The 15,432-nt window shown below is 67.6% G+C and carries 11 protein-coding genes; 7 read left to right on the top strand and 4 right to left on the bottom strand.

The window, feature by feature from the left end:
- Positions 1-11: 11 nt before the first annotated feature.
- Together HUO13_RS28225 and HUO13_RS28230 are read right to left on the bottom strand one after the other, a co-directional pair.
- On the bottom strand, positions 12-1,043 hold the full coding sequence (locus HUO13_RS28225) for a LacI family DNA-binding transcriptional regulator (RefSeq protein ID WP_211898025.1): 1,032 nt from the start codon (positions 1,041-1,043) through the stop codon (positions 12-14).
- Positions 1,040-2,455: an MFS transporter gene (locus tag HUO13_RS28230; RefSeq protein ID WP_211898026.1), complete on the bottom strand. Its 1,416-nt coding sequence runs from the start codon at positions 2,453-2,455 to the stop codon at positions 1,040-1,042. The genes HUO13_RS28225 and HUO13_RS28230 overlap by 4 nt, the downstream gene beginning before the upstream one ends.
- 1,185 nt (positions 2,456-3,640) lie before the next feature.
- Here HUO13_RS28230 and HUO13_RS28235 point away from each other — a divergent pair.
- The 6 genes from HUO13_RS28235 (at position 3,641) to HUO13_RS28255 (ending at position 11,668) form a co-directional block, all read left to right on the top strand.
- Positions 3,641-4,231 carry a PadR family transcriptional regulator gene (locus HUO13_RS28235; protein ID WP_211898027.1) on the top strand — a complete coding sequence of 197 codons (591 nt, stop codon included), beginning with the start codon at positions 3,641-3,643 and terminating at the stop codon, positions 4,229-4,231.
- A gap of 114 nt (positions 4,232-4,345) precedes the next feature.
- A complete protein-coding gene (locus HUO13_RS28240; RefSeq protein WP_211898028.1) occupies positions 4,346-5,701 on the top strand; it encodes an MFS transporter in 1,356 nt (451 codons plus the stop codon).
- A 93-nt stretch (positions 5,702-5,794) separates the two neighbouring features.
- On the top strand, positions 5,795-7,540 hold the full coding sequence (locus HUO13_RS28245; RefSeq protein WP_211898029.1) for a sulfatase: 1,746 nt from the start codon (positions 5,795-5,797) through the stop codon (positions 7,538-7,540).
- On the top strand, positions 7,537-9,228 hold the full coding sequence (locus tag HUO13_RS28250) for a sulfatase family protein (RefSeq protein WP_211898030.1): 1,692 nt from the start codon (positions 7,537-7,539) through the stop codon (positions 9,226-9,228). Before HUO13_RS28245 ends, HUO13_RS28250 begins: the two co-directional genes overlap by 4 nt.
- Positions 9,225-10,064, top strand: coding sequence for a glycoside hydrolase family 3 protein (locus HUO13_RS37800; protein ID WP_249124132.1), 840 nt, complete (start codon positions 9,225-9,227; stop codon positions 10,062-10,064). The genes HUO13_RS28250 and HUO13_RS37800 overlap by 4 nt, the downstream gene beginning before the upstream one ends.
- On the top strand, positions 9,962-11,668 hold the full coding sequence (locus HUO13_RS28255) for a glycoside hydrolase family 3 C-terminal domain-containing protein (RefSeq protein WP_249124133.1): 1,707 nt from the start codon (positions 9,962-9,964) through the stop codon (positions 11,666-11,668). Before HUO13_RS37800 ends, HUO13_RS28255 begins: the two co-directional genes overlap by 103 nt.
- A 91-nt stretch (positions 11,669-11,759) precedes the next feature.
- Here the strand turns inward: HUO13_RS28255 and HUO13_RS28260 are convergent, their stop codons facing one another.
- Together HUO13_RS28260 and HUO13_RS28265 are read right to left on the bottom strand one after the other, a co-directional pair.
- Positions 11,760-13,187 carry a sulfatase-like hydrolase/transferase gene (locus tag HUO13_RS28260; protein WP_282974913.1) on the bottom strand — a complete coding sequence of 476 codons (1,428 nt, stop codon included), beginning with the start codon at positions 13,185-13,187 and terminating at the stop codon, positions 11,760-11,762.
- Entirely contained in the window at positions 13,187-14,668 is a 1,482-nt protein-coding gene (locus HUO13_RS28265; protein WP_349253340.1) for an MFS transporter, read from the bottom strand. Before HUO13_RS28265 ends, HUO13_RS28260 begins: the two co-directional genes overlap by 1 nt.
- On the opposite strand from HUO13_RS28265, the gene HUO13_RS28270 reads away from it, so the two are divergent.
- The gene (locus tag HUO13_RS28270; RefSeq protein ID WP_211898033.1) at positions 14,582-15,274 is read left to right on the top strand and encodes a FadR/GntR family transcriptional regulator; all 693 of its coding nucleotides are present in this window, start codon (positions 14,582-14,584) and stop codon (positions 15,272-15,274) included. The two genes, HUO13_RS28265 and HUO13_RS28270, sit on opposite strands and share 87 nt — an antisense overlap.
- Positions 15,275-15,432: the final 158 nt, after the last annotated feature.

Consider the following 15,432-nt stretch of genomic DNA (forward strand, 5'->3'; position numbering starts at 1 on the left):
TCATCGCGCCGTCAGGAGGCGTCCAGCTCGGGTTCGAGCACGAGGTGTCCGTGCGGACCGCCGCGGACTTCCTGCATCAGCAGCCGTGCGCTCTGCGCTCCCGCCCGTTCCAGGGGGAGGCGCGAGTAAGCGAGGTTGGGCCAGATCCGCGGCGAGGGCGTTCCGCCCGCCATCGCGCCGACGAAGATTCCATCGGCGCGCACCTGGGCCGTCGACATCACCGCTTCCACGTCCGCACCCCACGAGCACACCACGGCGACCGCGTCCGACTCCTCGTGCGTCGCCGCGATGGCGGCGCCGACCCGCTCGGCGACCTCGCGCGCGTAGTCGTCGGCGTGCGGGGATGTTTCGAACTCCCGCAACCGCGCGCTGGTCAGGCCGGTCGAGACGATCCCGAGGGACAGCGAGGGGTGCTCGGCGAGCGCGCGCAGCACCGCCTGTTCCCGCTGCCGGTTGGCGCGCGACGGGACCTCCGGCTGGACGTGCAGCACGACGCGGAAACCGCGGGCGGCGACGTGCTCGATCATCTGCCGCGCACCAAGAGCGTAGTCGAAGTCCACTGTGGAGTAGGAAGCGCCGTCCGCGGCTGGGCCGCAGTCGAGCGCGACGAACGGCAGACCCTCCAACCGTGAAGCTTCGGCAAAGGCATGCGGTACCGCTTCGTCGTCGTGCCCGACGAACACGATGCCGTCGAGCCTGCCGCTGCGGTAGTCCGCGAGGTAGGCCCCGCTGGAGGGATCGGAGAGGATGGTGAGGTGCATCCGCTCCTCGGCGAGTGCGGCGCTTGCTCCCTGCACGATCGCCGCGAAACGCGGATTGGTGAGAGGTTTGGTCACCAGCATCCCGACGATGTTGCTGGAGCGGGAGCGCAGCGACCGGGCGACGCTGTTGGGGATGTAGCCGAGCTCCTTGGCGATGCGCCGCACTCGTGCCCGGGTTTCGGCCGACAGCACCACCTTCGAGGAGTCGTTGAGGGCGTAGGACACCGTCGAGACCGACACGCCGGCGCGCTCGGCGATGTCCTTCAGAGTCGGACGCATCATGCCTCCCGCTTTCGCGCGGCGTGCCGGGCGTCGAGCTCGGCGGTCTGCGCGGCGACGCGGGCCCGGTTGAGCGGGAACAGCATCAGCACGGCAGCAGCAACGGCGAACAGCACCCCGGGCACCAGGGTCGCGAGCGCGTAGATCCCCTCGACGGTGGAGTCGCTCTGGACGGGCATGCCGCTCTGGAACCCGACGAACGCCAGGGCGTAGCCACCGATGCCGCCGGAGACGGCCTGGCCCACCTTGCGAGCCCAGGTGTTGATCGAGTAGATGGACCCGTCGTCGCGGTCACCGCTGCGCATCTCCTCGGAGTCGATGACGTCGGCGATGACGGCCCAGACCAGCAGGTTGTAGAACCCGATCCCGAAGCCCGCCAGCAGGTTCAGCGCGACGAAGACCCACGGGTCGGTGACCCGCAGCGCGAAAAGCAGGAGGTAGACGACCGCTGCGCCGAGCAGCGCTGCGATGAGCACTTCCTTCTTGCCGAACCGAGAGGCGATGCGCGCGGCGACGGGTGCCAGGAGGAGACCAGGCACGTACATCGCCAGCTGCGACGGTCCGGACATCGCGCCGTTGTTGAAGTGGTAGAGCCACAGGTAGGCGGCCATCGTCGACAGGAACAAGCTCGCCAGCATGATGATGATGTTCGACGCGATCACCACGAGCAGCGGGCGGCTTCCGGCGAGGACGCGAAGCAGACGGCCGAAGCCGCGTCGCTCGGTCGGCTCCGGTGCCTCGACGCGCTCGCGCACTCCGGCGTGGCACAGGAAGTAGAACAACGCCGCGCACGCCGAGAACACGAGCGCGGTGGCGAAGAACCGGAACGGCACGATCTGCGACCTGCCGTCGACCATCCCGTAGATGAGAAGCGGCGGCACCAGGGACACGATCAGCCCGGCGCTGTTGGCCCCGAACCCGCGAAACACCGACAGCGATGCTCGGTGGCTCGGATCCTCGCTGATGACCGAGACCATCGAGCCGTAGGAGATGTTCGTCGTCGTGTAGAAGATCGACCCCCACACGAGGTAGGTCACCGCCGCATAGCCGAGCTTGACCGGGTAATCCCAGTCGGCGATGAACGGCGCGTACATGAACGTGCTCGCCACCGCCACGGGGATCGCCATCCGAGCGATCCAGGGCCGGAAACGACCGCCTCGACTCGGAGCGTGCCGGTCGAGGAAGCGGCCCCAGCCGACGTCGGTGAACGCGTCGATCAGCCTGGCGATCAGGAAGACGGTCCCCACGTGCGCGGCGTTGAGCCCGGCGACGTTGGTGTAGTACACGGTCAGGTACGCCGAGGCGAAGATGAAGGTGAAGTCGTTGCCGAGGTCGCCGAACAGGTAGCCGACGCGATCGCGCCACCCGAAGGCGCGCACCGCCTGGCGCTGTTGTGCGGCGTGCACATTGGTCATCTGCGGAGCCCTCTCCATTGAGTCAGCTCCCGTGAACCTAGGTACTCAAACGTTTGAGCACAAAGCTCAATCGTTTGATGCCCGCCTTCCCGGTGTTTTCCGAACTGTTGAGTAGACGATCACCTGACGGGAAGCGATCGCCCTGCGCAGCCGGCGGGAATCCTGACGGTGTCTCGTCGCGGCGGCCGGCGACCTCTCGATCCTCGGACTCCTCCTCGGCATTCGACAACTGGACCTGGCCGGCGCAGCACCGGCGCACCTGCGGCCGGCCCGCCGACTCCTGATCTTCGCCAGCGCGGTCACGCTGGCCTTGAACGTGGCTGACCTCGCGTAGCCGGCGAGTACGGCGAGGCCGCGTTCGACGCCGTAGGCCCGGTGTAGCTGATCGAGTGGGCCGAGGTCGGCCGGGATCTGCTGAGGGCGCTGACTGTCGCATCTCGGCCGAACGACACGAAGCCTGCCGCCTACGGCGACAAGGTGACCGTGGTACCGCAGGACGAGCACGGCCCGCTCGACCTGCCGAAGTGGCTGCCGACCGCGGGCTCCGCAACGAAGATCTGCTGCTGACCGAAGGACTCCTCGCCGCGATAGAACGCCAGTACTCGGAATACCTGCCCGGGCAGTTGCGCACCGAGCGGTTCGTACCCAAGGAGAATCACAAGCCCACCGCACACAGCCGTTCCAGCTCGAGTCCAGGCGCTCGGTCCAGATGGTGGAAGTAGCGCCGGACGAGTCCATGTTGGACGCGATCACCGCGCCGGGGTGAACGTGCTGCCCTCGTGCCGGATGGACGTCTGTGGGACCTGCGAGACCACGATCCTCGCGGGCCGAGCCGGACCACCGTGACTCGCTGCTCGATGACGACGAGCGCGCCGCAGCGGACCACATGTTCGTCTGCGCGCCGAGTTCGCTGTCCGACCGACTCGCCCTGGGCCTGTGACCAGTCTCTTTGCCGGAAAGCTCGCCATGACCACTCCACGCTGCCCTCCAACCGAATGGTGCGACTGGATGGCGGGGAGCTCCTGATTGGAACCGAGCCGATCGGACTCGGCCTGGTCGCAGCCGGGCCGTCCCGCAGGAAGGGGCACAGCATCCGTGCTCGGTAGGAGTTGACAGCTCCATGCCACAGGCATATAACACTCTTCATTTATATGACGACTCACACATCGAGTCCGTGAGGGTGGCATGAAGTTCGAGCACGTGATCCTGGGCCTGCTGTCCTGGCGACCGTTCAGCGGCTATGAGCTGGGCAAGTACCTGGAGCGAGAGGGACGTTTCATCCGCTCCAAGGTGCACTTGAGCCAGATCTACCGGCTGCTGTCCCGCATGGTCGATTCGGGGTGGGTCTGTTACGAGGTCCAGGCGAACGACGGGCGTCCCGACTCGAAGATCTACCGGCTCACCGAGATCGGGGAGCAGGTGCTGCGGGAGTGGGTAGCGAGCCCCTACGAGCCGCCCAGCAAGTTCACCGACTCGGAATTCCTCGTGCGGTTCCACTACGGGGGCCCGCTCGACCGCGCGGCCCTGCTCCGCCTGGTGCGCACCGAGCTCGAGACCCGCAAGGCGGAAGTCTCGCTGTATCGCGACCGGGACCGATCCGTCGGTCCGATGCAGCCGATCGACGGCGTGGACGAGGCGCTCGCCCAGCGGTTGGGCGATCTCATCCACGAGCAGGGCGCCGCGGGCATGGATCTGTGGATCAACTGGCTGGAACGCGTGCTCGCCGAGCTGGAGTCCGAGGCGACCGCCACGCAGCCCGATAGCGGCCACCGGTGAACGCGATCGTCCGCGCGCTCAGCGCCAACGGAAGGCCTCCTGCCATCGTCCACATTCGACTATCAGTGAGCTGATTTCCAAAAGATTCCCTGCAGTGTGGCCGAGGAGGCAACGATGCCCCAGCCCGGTACCCCCACCGACGACGCCCGCCCACCCGGAAGGCCCGATGTCGGCTCCGCCACGCCAGTCCGCCACCGCTGGCGCGGCCTCGCGCTGCTGACCGGCACGTTGGTGGTGGACAATGATGAGAGCAAGCTCGTCACCACACTCTTCCCCGTCCTGCGCAGCGCGCTGGCCATCCCGACGTCCGCACTCGGCGTGCTGGTCGCGGTCGGACAGCTGACCGGCATGGTCACCAGTCCGGTGTGGATGTGGCTTGCACGTCGGTACAACCGCAAGCTCATCCTGGTGATCTGCAGCGGTCTCTGGGGAACCTGGGGAATCGCGGCGGGTTTCTCGCAGAACTTCACCCAGCTGCTCGTCCTCTACGCCATCACGGCGGCCGGGTTCCAGGGAGCCCAACCGATCGTCAACGACCTGCTCGGAGATCTCTTCGACGACAAGACCCGCGGCCGTGCCACCGGCTATCTCTACGGCGCCCTGCAGCTGTCCAATGTGGTCATGGGTCCGCTGATCGGAATGCTGTCGCTGATCGAGGACGGTTGGCGCTACGGTTTCTTCGTTTCCGGCGTGCTCAACATCGTGATGGGCGTGCTGACGCTGGCCTTCTTGAAGGACCCGGGAATCGGCGCCTCCGAACCGCAGCTGGCCAGGCTGGACCAGGCACAGCGGGACGCCCGGTCGAAACTCACCTGGGCACGGGTCAAGGACCTGATGCGGATCCGCACCTTCCAGCTGATGGTCGTCCAGCGCCTGCTGTCCTCACACCTGCTGATCCTCACCTTCGGCGTCGTCTTCCTCGTCGACGTCTACCACTACAGCAATGCTGTGGCCGCTCTCGTGCTCATGCCCATGGGCATCGGGTACTTCCTCGGGACGTGGATCGGCGGTGAGGTCACCGACCGGGTCTCCCGCCGCAGCCCCCGGTCCGGGCGCGTTCTGCTGCTGCAACTCGCACAGCTCGCCTTCGCAGTGGTTGCCCTGACCCTGCAGGTCAACTGGGGAAACATCGTCGTCTTCGCGGTGATCTACGCGGCTCTGGGCTTCCTGCAAGGTGTGAACCCCGGGATCAACCGGCCGATCGTCATGTCGACGACACCTCCCGAACTGCGCGGTGCCGCATTCGTCGTGCTGCTCTCGATCGCCCAGGCGATCGCCTGGGCGATCTACTCGGCGGGCGCCGGATACCTGGCCGAAGCGATCGGCATGAAGGCGACGTTCTTCTGGTTGCTCGGAATCGTGATGATCGTCAACGCCGCCTTCATCACGCTCCTCTACCGCCCCTACGCCTGCGACCACCAGTCGGTTCAGACCGAACTCGCCCACCGCGCGAGCACGCAGACCAGTTAGGAGCACTTCGATGCAACACCGCGGGCCCGGGCACCTCCGGGCGACCACACCAGCCGGCGTCCCGGGCGCCCGCGCCGCCGAGGGGGCGTCGCGGTGAAGGCGATCATCCTCATGTTCGACAGCCTCAACCGGCACATGCTCGAGCAGTACGCCGACACCTTCGTCGACGCCCCGAACTTCGCCCGGCTCGCCGCGCGCAGCACGAGGTTCGACAACTTCTACGCCGGTTCGATGCCGTGCATGCCGGCTCGGCGCGAGTTGCACACCGGCAGGTACAACTTCCTGCACCGCAGCTGGGGGCCGCTGGAGCCCTTCGACGACTCGATGCCCCAGATGCTGCGCGATGCCGGTGTGCACACCCATCTGGCCTCGGACCACCCGCACTACTGGGAAGACGGCGGGGCGACATACCACACCCGCTACACCACCTGGGAGTTCTTCCGCGGACAGGAAGGCGACCCGTGGAAGGGACACGTCGCTGATCCCTCCGAAGCCGACGGGCAGATCGCGCGGATGCAACGGCAGGACCGGATCAACCGGACGCACATGCCCACCGAAGCCGAACACTCCCAAACCCGCACCGTGGACGCCGGTGTCGAGTTCATCGACACCAACGCCGCCGCCGACAACTGGTTGCTGCAGCTCGAGCTGTTCGACCCGCACGAACCCTTCTTCACCCACCAGCACTACAAGGACCGATATCCGCACGACTACGACGGGCCGGAGTTCGACTGGCCCGCCTACCGCAAGGTCACGGAAGCCCGGCAGCAGGTCGACCACGCCCGTTGCGAGTACGCGGCCCTGGTGTCGATGTGCGACCGCTCCCTGGGCCGGGTGCTCGACGCGATGGACGAGCACGACCTGTGGGACGACACACTGCTGATCGTCAACACCGACCACGGTTTCCTGCTCGGCGAGCACGGGTGGTGGGCCAAGTCGGTACAGCCCTGGTTCAACGAGCTGGTCCACCTGCCGATGTTCATGTGGGACCCGCGCACCGGAGACCGCGGCGGCAGCCGTGCGGATCTCGCCCAGACCATCGACATCGCCCCGACCGTGCTCCGGTGGTTCGGGCTCGAACCCACCGAAGACATGCAGGGTCACGACCTCGCGACCCAGAACGGCCACGACAGCGCGCTTTTCGGAATCCACGGCGGGCACGTCAACGTCACCGACGGACGTTACGTGTACATGCGTGCTGCAGCGGACCGGTCCAACAGCCCGCTCGAGGAGTACACGCTCATGCCCACGCACATGCGGGCCCGGTTCTCGGTGGCGGAGCTGGCCGACTGGCAACCGTGCGACCCGTTGCCCTTCACCAAGGGCATCCGGGCCATGCGGATACCGGCCGCGCCGACGTGGATGAACCCGTGGCAGCACGGCACCCTGCTGTTCGATCTGCGGGACGATCCCGTCCAGGCGCACCCGTTGCGGGACGACGCACTGGAGTTGCGCATGATGCGGCTCCTCGCGCGGCGGATGCACGACTCGCACGCTCCCCGCAGCCAGTTCGAACGTCTCGGGCTCCCCTTCGACAGCGAGCCGGGTGAGCAACACCTGCTCGTCGCGGCACAGGCCGAACGGGCGACCGCCGTCGCCGAACCACTGGACGATCTGGAGACCTCGCAGGTGCTGCGGACGCCGGTGCTCGAGCTGCTCGCGATCGACGGAGCCCGGCCCGTGTTCGAGGAACTGACCCCCGGCCTGACGACCACGGAGCTCATCGCCATCCCGTCAGGCGCCACGCTGCTCGACCTGGCCGCCTCAGCTCTCATCACCGCCACCGACCTCAAGGAGCTCACACAACGCCTCGACGCGCTGACCGGGAAGCGCCGATGAGCTCCAAGCCGAACGTTCTCTGGATCACCACGCACGACATCAACCCGCACATCGGCGCCTACTCCGGGGTCTACCCAGGTGCGGAATACGCGGTGACACCTCATCTCGACCGCCTCGCTTCCGAAGGGGTCCGGTTCGACAACGCCTTCGCCGCCGCACCGATCTGCGCACCCTCCCGATCAGCGATCATGACCGGCTGCCATCCCACCGCGATCGGCACCATGCACATGCGGACCAAGGCGGTGCCCCCGCCCGGCGTGCGGCTGTTCAGCGAGTACTTCAGGGAAGCCGGCTACTTCGTCACCAACAACTCGTTCACCGACTTCCAGGTACCGGTGCCGGTGAGCGCTTTCGACGACTGCAGCGACACCGCGCACTGGCGTAACCGCCCGAGCGCGGACACGCCGTTCTTCGCGGCATTCCACGGCCTGATCACCCACGAATCCCAGATCTACCTCGACGACGACGCGTTCGCCGAACGGACCCGGCACGTCCGGGACGAGGACCGGCATGATCCGACGAAGGCCCCGCTGCCGCCGTACTACCCGGACACCGAGGTGTTCCGGAAGGCATGGGCGCGCTACAACGACCTGATCACCGAGATGGATCACTGGGTCGGCACCCTCCTCGCTCAGCTCGAGGAAGACGGGCTCGCGGAGAACACGATCGTCGTGTTCTGGAGCGACCACGGTCTCGGCATGCCGCGCGGCAAGCGATGGGCCAACGACTCGGGCCTGCACGAACCGTTGATCATGCGCTGGCCCGGGCACCTGGAACCGGGAACCAGCACGGACGCGCTCGTTCACCTGATGGACCTCGCGCCGAGCATGCTCTCGGCCTGCGGGATCGACGTCCCGGACCACATGCACGCGGTCCCGTTCCTCGATGCTCGCGGCGAGTTGAAGAAGAACACCAACGGCTACGTCTTCGCCGGACGCGACCGGATGGGCGAGCTCGAAGACATGACTCGCTCGGTCCGCGACCGCCGCTACCGCTACATCCGCCACTACCACCCCGATCGCTCGCCCATGCAGCACTGCGACTACCCGGACCAGCTGTGGACCTGGCGGGAGATGCGGCGCATGGGCTCGGTCGAGGCGGGGCAACGCGCCCGGGGGCTGCCGCGTTCGGCGCTCACGCTGTTGCAGCGCCGCCTCATCGCCCCGACCAAGCCCGTCGAAGAGCTCTACGACCTGATCGCGGACCCGTACGAGGAGCACAACCTCGCCGACGACCCGCAAGCCGCTGGCACCCTGCATCGCTTTCGGGAAGCGCTGCGGGACTGGCAGTCCCGCTACGGCGACCTCGGTTTCCTCGCGGAGGACGAACTGCTCGAAAGGTGGCGCCCGGGCGGTGTCTGGCAGAAAACACCACCGCCGCTCGTCGAACGGGACCCCACCGGCGGGATCGCGGTGAGCTCTGCCGAGGACGCCGTCGTGGTCTGGACCGACGACCCGCCCTCGGACCAGCCGGAGAGTGAAGGAGCCGGAGTACCCGCGATTGGCTCCCCGGGCGAGGTGATCGGTGCCCCGCCCACCGACGGCCGGTACTGGCGCCTTCTCACCCCGGAGCGTCCACCGCCGCAGGACCGGCCCACCTGGGTTCGCGCGGTCCGGCTCGGCCACCTGGCCAGCGACGACGTCGAAGTTCCAGCCCATCTCGCAAGCCCAACCGAGGATCAGGAATGACTTCATCGACCACAGAGACCGAACGCATCGGCGCGCTCGTTGACCAGCTCACCCTCGAGGAGAAGGTGCGGCTGCTCACCGGCCGGGACTTCTGGACGACCTGGCCCATCGAACGGATCGGACTTCGCCGCGTCCTGATGTCCGATGGGCCCTCCGGCGTCCGCGGCGAGGTCTGGGACGAACGCGACCCGTCGCTCAACCTGCCCTCCGCGACAGCGCTCGCAGCGTCGTGGGACCGCGCCGTCGCCTACCGCTACGGTGGGGCAGCCGCGGTCGAAGCGCGACGCAAGGGCGTCGACGTGGTGCTCGGGCCGACCATCAACCTGCACCGCTCCCCCTTGGGAGGTCGGCACTTCGAAGCGTTCAGCGAGGATCCGGTGCTCACCGCCGACCTCGCGGCCTCCTACGTCACGGGCGTGCAGGACAAGGGCGTGGCCGCGACGCCGAAGCACTACATCGCCAACGACTACGAGACCGACCGTTTCACCGCGTCCACCGAGGTCTCCGACCGGGCACTGCGCGAGGTCTACCTGCTGGCGTTCGAGAAGGCCGTCACCGAGGCGCACGCCTGGGCCGTCATGTCGTCCTACAACGCGATCAACGGCGTCACCGCCTCGGAGAACGAGCTGCTCGAGACACCGCTCAACTCGGAATGGGGGTTCGACGGCGTCGTGGTCTCCGACTGGACCGGCGTGCGCTCGGTCGCCGCTGCGAGGCATCCCAGGACCTCGCCATGCCGGGGCCGGACGGCGCGTGGGGCCCGGCACTGCTCACCGCCGTCGAGGCCGGAGACGTGCCGGTATCGGCGATCGACCGCAAGGTGCACCGCATCCTGACGCTGGCGGCGCGCGTCGGTGCGCTCGAGGACTTCGAGCCCGCCCAAGCAGATCACGGCCACGGCGAAGACGGAGTCGTCTTCGCCCGGGAGGCTGCAGCGGAGGGAATGGTGCTGGTCCGCAACGACCACGTGCTTCCGGCCGAGTCGGCGACGGTGTCGCGGATCGCCGTGCTGGGGCACAACGCCGCCCAGGCCAGAAGCCAGGGCGGCGGTAGTGCCACCGTCGTGCCCGAACGCGTGGTTTCGCCGCTCGACGGCATCCGGGCGGCGTTCCCCGACGCCGAGGTCGACCACGCGATCGGTGCCGTCGTGCAGCAGGGCATCGCCGAGTTCCCACTGGCCACGATCACCAACCCGATCACCGGCGAACCCGGCGCGCGTGTCGCGTTCCTGCGCGACGGACGGGAACTGTTCGTCGAGGAACGGCGGGCGACCGCTCTGTACTGGTTCGGCGGAGACGCCCCGACCCGCGAAGCCGACACCCTCGAGATCACCACGACCTACTCCCCTGAAGACACCGGGACCGTCCGGATCGGCATCGGCTCCGCGGGACGTTCGCGGATGTGGATCGACGGAGAACTCGTCCTCGACGAGACCGTCGCGGTCTCCGGCGATCAGCTCGGTGCTGCGTTCCTCGACCCGCCCACGCGGTCCGTGCCCGTCGCGGCGACCGCCGGGCGGCCGATGGACATCCGGATCTCCTACGACGTCGCCCAGGACTCGGGTCTCGACGGGGTGCTCACCTACCAGTTCGGCACCGAACCCACCGAGACCGATCCGCAGCAGCTCATCGACGAGGCCGTCGCCACCGCGACCGGCGCGGACCTGGCCGTCGTCGTGGTGGGAACGAACGCCAAGGTCGAGTCGGAGGGATATGACCGCACCTCACTCGCGCTACCCGGCCACCAGGACGAACTCGTGCGCGCAGTGGCCGCTGCGAACCCGAACACGGTGGTGGTCGTCAACGCCGGAGCACCGGTCGAACTCCCGTGGCGGGACGACGTGGCCGCGGTACTGCTGACCTGGTTTGGCGGCCAGGAATTCGGCAACGCGCTCGGCGACGTCCTCACCGGCGCGCGCGAGCCCGGAGGCCGCCTGCCCACCACCTGGCCGGCCGCCCAAACCGACGTGCCCGTGCTGGACGTGACACCCGTCAACGGCAAGGTTCACTACGCCGAAGGCGTCCACATCGGGTACCGCGCCTGGTTGCGGGAGGGGACTGCACCGGCCTACCCGTTCGGATTCGGCCTGGGCTACACGACGTGGGAGATCCGCGACGTGATGGCTGAACCGGACGGTGACGGTGGCGGTGCCGTCACCGCCACCGTCACCAACACCGGTTCCCGCCCGGGCAAGCACGTGGTGCAGGTCTACGCCTCCCGCACCGACACGACGATCGACCGGCCCGCGCGCTGGCTCGTCGGATTCCAAGTGGTCCACCTCGACGCGAGCGAGGCCACCGAGGTCACCATCGCCGTCCCAGCACGCGCTTTCGCGCACTGGGACGGCGGGTGGGCCTACGAACCAGGCACATTCACGTTGCACGTCGGCGCGTCCGTCCTCGACATCGCCGGCTCGGCCGAGCTGACGACAGGGCCCTGAGGACGGTACCTCCGCGGGTGTGAACCGGCGTCGGTCGACGCCGGTTCACACCCGACGGCACCCGTCTCAGCCGACCTGGCCCCCAAGGGTCTCAGCGCGTTCCGCGTTGGAGGTTCAGGCCGCGGTCGAGGACCGGGCGCAGTAGCGGTTCAGGTTCGCCGACGAGCTCACCCTCGGAGATCCAGGCGAGGTCGCTACCGTAGAGCTGGTCGCGCAGCGCCTCGACGAGACGATCACGCGTCGCCGCGTGCGCCGGGTCGGCTGACAGGTCGTGCAGTTCCTGCGGGTCGGCCGCGGTGTCGAACAGCTGCACCCGATTACCGGCCGGGTAGTAGATGAGCTTGGATCTCCCGTCGGTGACCATGCGAGAGGCTTCCGCACCTTCGCCGAACTCGCAGTAGAGCGGTTCCGCGCGTCGCGGGCCGAGCATCGAGCGGCCCTCCACGGAGTCCGGAATGGCGACGCCGGCGAGGTCGAGCAGGGTCGGCATGATGTCCTGCTGCCCAACGACGCGGTCGTCGACCGCACCGGCCGCGATCCTGTCGTCGTGAGCCGGCCCGGTGACGATCATCGGAATGTTCGCGGATCGCTCGTAGAAAACCCGCTTGGCCCAGAGGTCGTGGTCTCCGAGCATGTCGCCGTGGTCCGAGGTGAACACGATGGCGGTGCTGTCCTGCAGGCCCTCCTCCCGGAGCGTGCCGATGACGAGCCGCAGCTGGTGATCGATGTGGGTGCACAGGGCGTAGAAAGCGCGGCGTGCCTCCCGGGTCTCGCGCGCACCGAACCGACGTGGTCTGTCGACTGAGTTGCGAACCCTGAGCGCGTAGGGAAGGTCCTCGCGTGCCCAGTCCCCGATGACCGGTTCGTCGATCTCGGCCGGATCGTACATGTCCAGGTAGTCACGCAGGGGCGCCAGCGGCGGGTGCGGATGGGTGTAGGACAGGTACCAGAACGAGGGGCGGTTCGGGTCCCTGCGCCGGATCGTCCGCACCATCTGCTGGGTGCACCAGTTGGTGACGTGGAAGCGTTCCGGCAGGTGCCAGGGACGCCAGTGGTACTGGTTGTTGCTCATGCCGTGGCCGAACTGCTGTCCCGCGTGCCCGTGGTCGGCGAGGAAGGTCTCGTAGTCGTCGGCCTTGCCACCTTCGCTGCGTCCCTCTTCCGCGAGCAGCACGTCGTCGAACCCGATGCGGTCACGTTGTGGCCACACGTGGAGCTTGCCCACTGCGTAGGTCTGGTAACCGCCGTTGCGGAAGGCCTGCGCCGCTGTGGGAAGTTCCGGCATCGGCAAGGTCGGCTGGAAGAGCCGATCTCCGTGCGTCCTCGGTGGTGTTCCGGTCATGATCGAACGCCGGGCAGGGATGCACACGGGCGACTCGCTGTAGGCGTTGGTGTAGCGCGTGCCGAGGTCGGCGAGCTCGTCCAAAGTGGGCGTTCGGACCGCCGGGTGTCCCGCGGTGCGCAGGAGCGAGGCGAACCAGTGGTCCACCGTCACGAGGAGAACGTTGGGCTGGGCCATCAGTGCTGTGGTTCCGTTTCAGTCGTGCTCGTACTTCTGAGCGGGAGACGTTCGTTCTTGCCTACCAGGGTGAACAGGAAGACGACGCCGAGTGCCATGAAGCCTGCCGCGATCAGCAGGGGACCGACGTAGGACCCACCGGAGACCCCGAGCAGGACACCGACGAGCACGGGGCCCACGGCGGAGGCCACGGCGCCGGTCGAGTTGAGCAGGCTCGTGGCGGACCCGACGTTGCGAGCGCTGGGAGCGACCTCGATCATCATCGCGTAGAGCGGCCCGGCAGCGAACGCGACACCGGTCGAGGAAACGCCCAGCAGCACCAGCGATGTCATCGCGTCGTCAGCGAGGACAGCCGGCGCGATCGCACCTCCCAACAGCAGCCCGATCAGGATGGGCAGCTTGCGGGAAACCGTCGGGCTGGCGCCGCGGCGCATCATCAGGTCGGAAAGGGCGCCACCCGCGAGATCACCGACCACTGCCATCAGTCCGGGAATCGCTCCGTACAAGCCGACTTCCAGGAGGCTGAACCCCCGCGCCTCGATGAGGTAGCTCGGGTACCAGGTGATGAAGAAGTACATCACCGATCCGCGGCAGAACATCACCAGGATCAAGCCCCAGATCGTGCGGTAGCCGAAGAGATCGCGCCAGCGGACCGCGGTGTCGTCGTCCGCGATTCGCGCCTCTCCCCCTTCGATGTGCTGCAACTCGCGTTCGCTGATCGTGGGATGTTGCCGTGGCGAACGGTAGAAGCGGTACCAGAACACCGCCCAGAACAGTCCGAACAAACCCGTGACCACGAATGACATGCGCCAGCCCAGCACGGCGATGAGGCCGGTGACGATCGGGAGCGTGATCGCGGGCCCGAACTCCGACCCGACCTGGTAGGTGCTGATCGCGAAAGCGCGCTCCTGCTTCGGAAACCACTCGGCGACGGACTTGTTCGCCGAAGGCGCCATCGGCCCCTCACCAATGCCCAGCAGGAAGCGGAGTCCGATGAGCGATGCCGCACCGCGGACAAGCGCGGTGGCCGCGGTCAACACGAACCACGACAGAGCCGACAAGGAGAACAGCAGCCGCACGCCCACCTTGTCGACGAGCCAGCCACCGACGGGCTGCGAGAAGATCTGCACGAACGAGAACACACCGAGCGCGAGGCCCACGGCTTCAGGGCTCAGGCTCAAGTCGTCTTGCATGAACGGCATCGCGACGCCGAGGTTCGTCCTGTCGATCCAGGCGATCGTGATGCCGATGAGCAGGACTGGGAGCAACCTCCAACGCACGGTGCCGGTGCGGGACCGTCCGGGCCGGGACAACGGTGGGGGCACGGGTATCGAACTCCTTCGGCCAATTAACCATATAATATGGTCAGCTGAAACTATGATAGTTTCAGGCCCGTGGCAAGACCCGGCCGAAACCTGCACGGACACGTGATCGACACCCTCGGGCGCCGGATCGTGGGGGGCGACTACGCACCGGGGCACACGCTCGACTTGGCGGAACTCGCCGACGAGCTGGCCGTCAGCCACACCGTGCTACGAGAGGCGCTGCGCGCCCTGGCCGAGAAGCGACTCATCGACGCCCGCCCTCGCCGCGGCACCTTCGTCCGGCAACGACAGGAGTGGAACCTCCTCGACCGCGACGTCCTGACCTGGCGGTACGAGACGCAGACCGACATGACGCTGCTGCACGACCTGCTCGAGGTGCGGGAGAGCCTGGAACCGACCGCCGCGCGGCTCGCCGCGCAACGCCACACCGAAGCCGACCTGGGCGAGCTGTCCGCCGCCCTCGAGCAGTTCCGCGGGGCCGATCACGTGAGCGGCAAGGTCATCGCCGCGGACCTGCGCTTCCACCGCGCTCTGTTCCGCGCGGCGCACAATGAGGTCCTGGAACAGATGGAGCTCATCGTCGAGATCGGCCTCCGCGCGAGGGATCGCATTGCGCACTCCCGGGAAGGCTGGCACACCACGGTCGAGCACCACGCCCGAATCGCCGATGCCATCGCCGACCGCGACGCCGACCGCGCGGAGAAGGCGACTCGCATCCTCCTGCAGCACAGCGCCGCCAGCCTCGAACACGACGAAGCCTGACAATCAACCCGCAGGATGAGCGACACCGCTCCGGTCTCGCTGCAGATTCACGGTAGCGACCATCGATCGAGGCGTTGACGCCCATCGTGCCGTCCTGGGCATCCGGATCAGCTCCCGGCAGACTTGCCGGGGCTGTCGACGCCTGCCGGACCTCGATG

This window comes from Saccharopolyspora erythraea (assembly GCF_018141105.1).
GTDB lineage: Bacteria > Actinomycetota > Actinomycetes > Mycobacteriales > Pseudonocardiaceae > Saccharopolyspora_D > Saccharopolyspora_D erythraea_A.

Bases quoted from the DNA above. Each gene is read 5' to 3' on its own strand.
- HUO13_RS28255 (WP_249124133.1), top strand. From the start codon at position 9,962: ATGCCGGGGCCGGACGGCGCGTGGGGCCCGGCACTGCTCACCGCCGTC.
- HUO13_RS28235 (WP_211898027.1), top strand. From the start codon at position 3,641: ATGAAGTTCGAGCACGTGATCCTGGGCCTGCTGTCCTGGCGACCGTTC.
- HUO13_RS28250 (WP_211898030.1), top strand. From the start codon at position 7,537: ATGAGCTCCAAGCCGAACGTTCTCTGGATCACCACGCACGACATCAAC.
- HUO13_RS37800 (WP_249124132.1), top strand. From the start codon at position 9,225: ATGACTTCATCGACCACAGAGACCGAACGCATCGGCGCGCTCGTTGAC.
- HUO13_RS28240 (WP_211898028.1), top strand. From the start codon at position 4,346: ATGCCCCAGCCCGGTACCCCCACCGACGACGCCCGCCCACCCGGAAGG.
- HUO13_RS28260 (WP_282974913.1), bottom strand. From the start codon at position 13,187: ATGGCCCAGCCCAACGTTCTCCTCGTGACGGTGGACCACTGGTTCGCC.
- HUO13_RS28225 (WP_211898025.1), bottom strand. From the start codon at position 1,043: ATGATGCGTCCGACTCTGAAGGACATCGCCGAGCGCGCCGGCGTGTCG.
- HUO13_RS28230 (WP_211898026.1), bottom strand. From the start codon at position 2,455: ATGACCAATGTGCACGCCGCACAACAGCGCCAGGCGGTGCGCGCCTTC.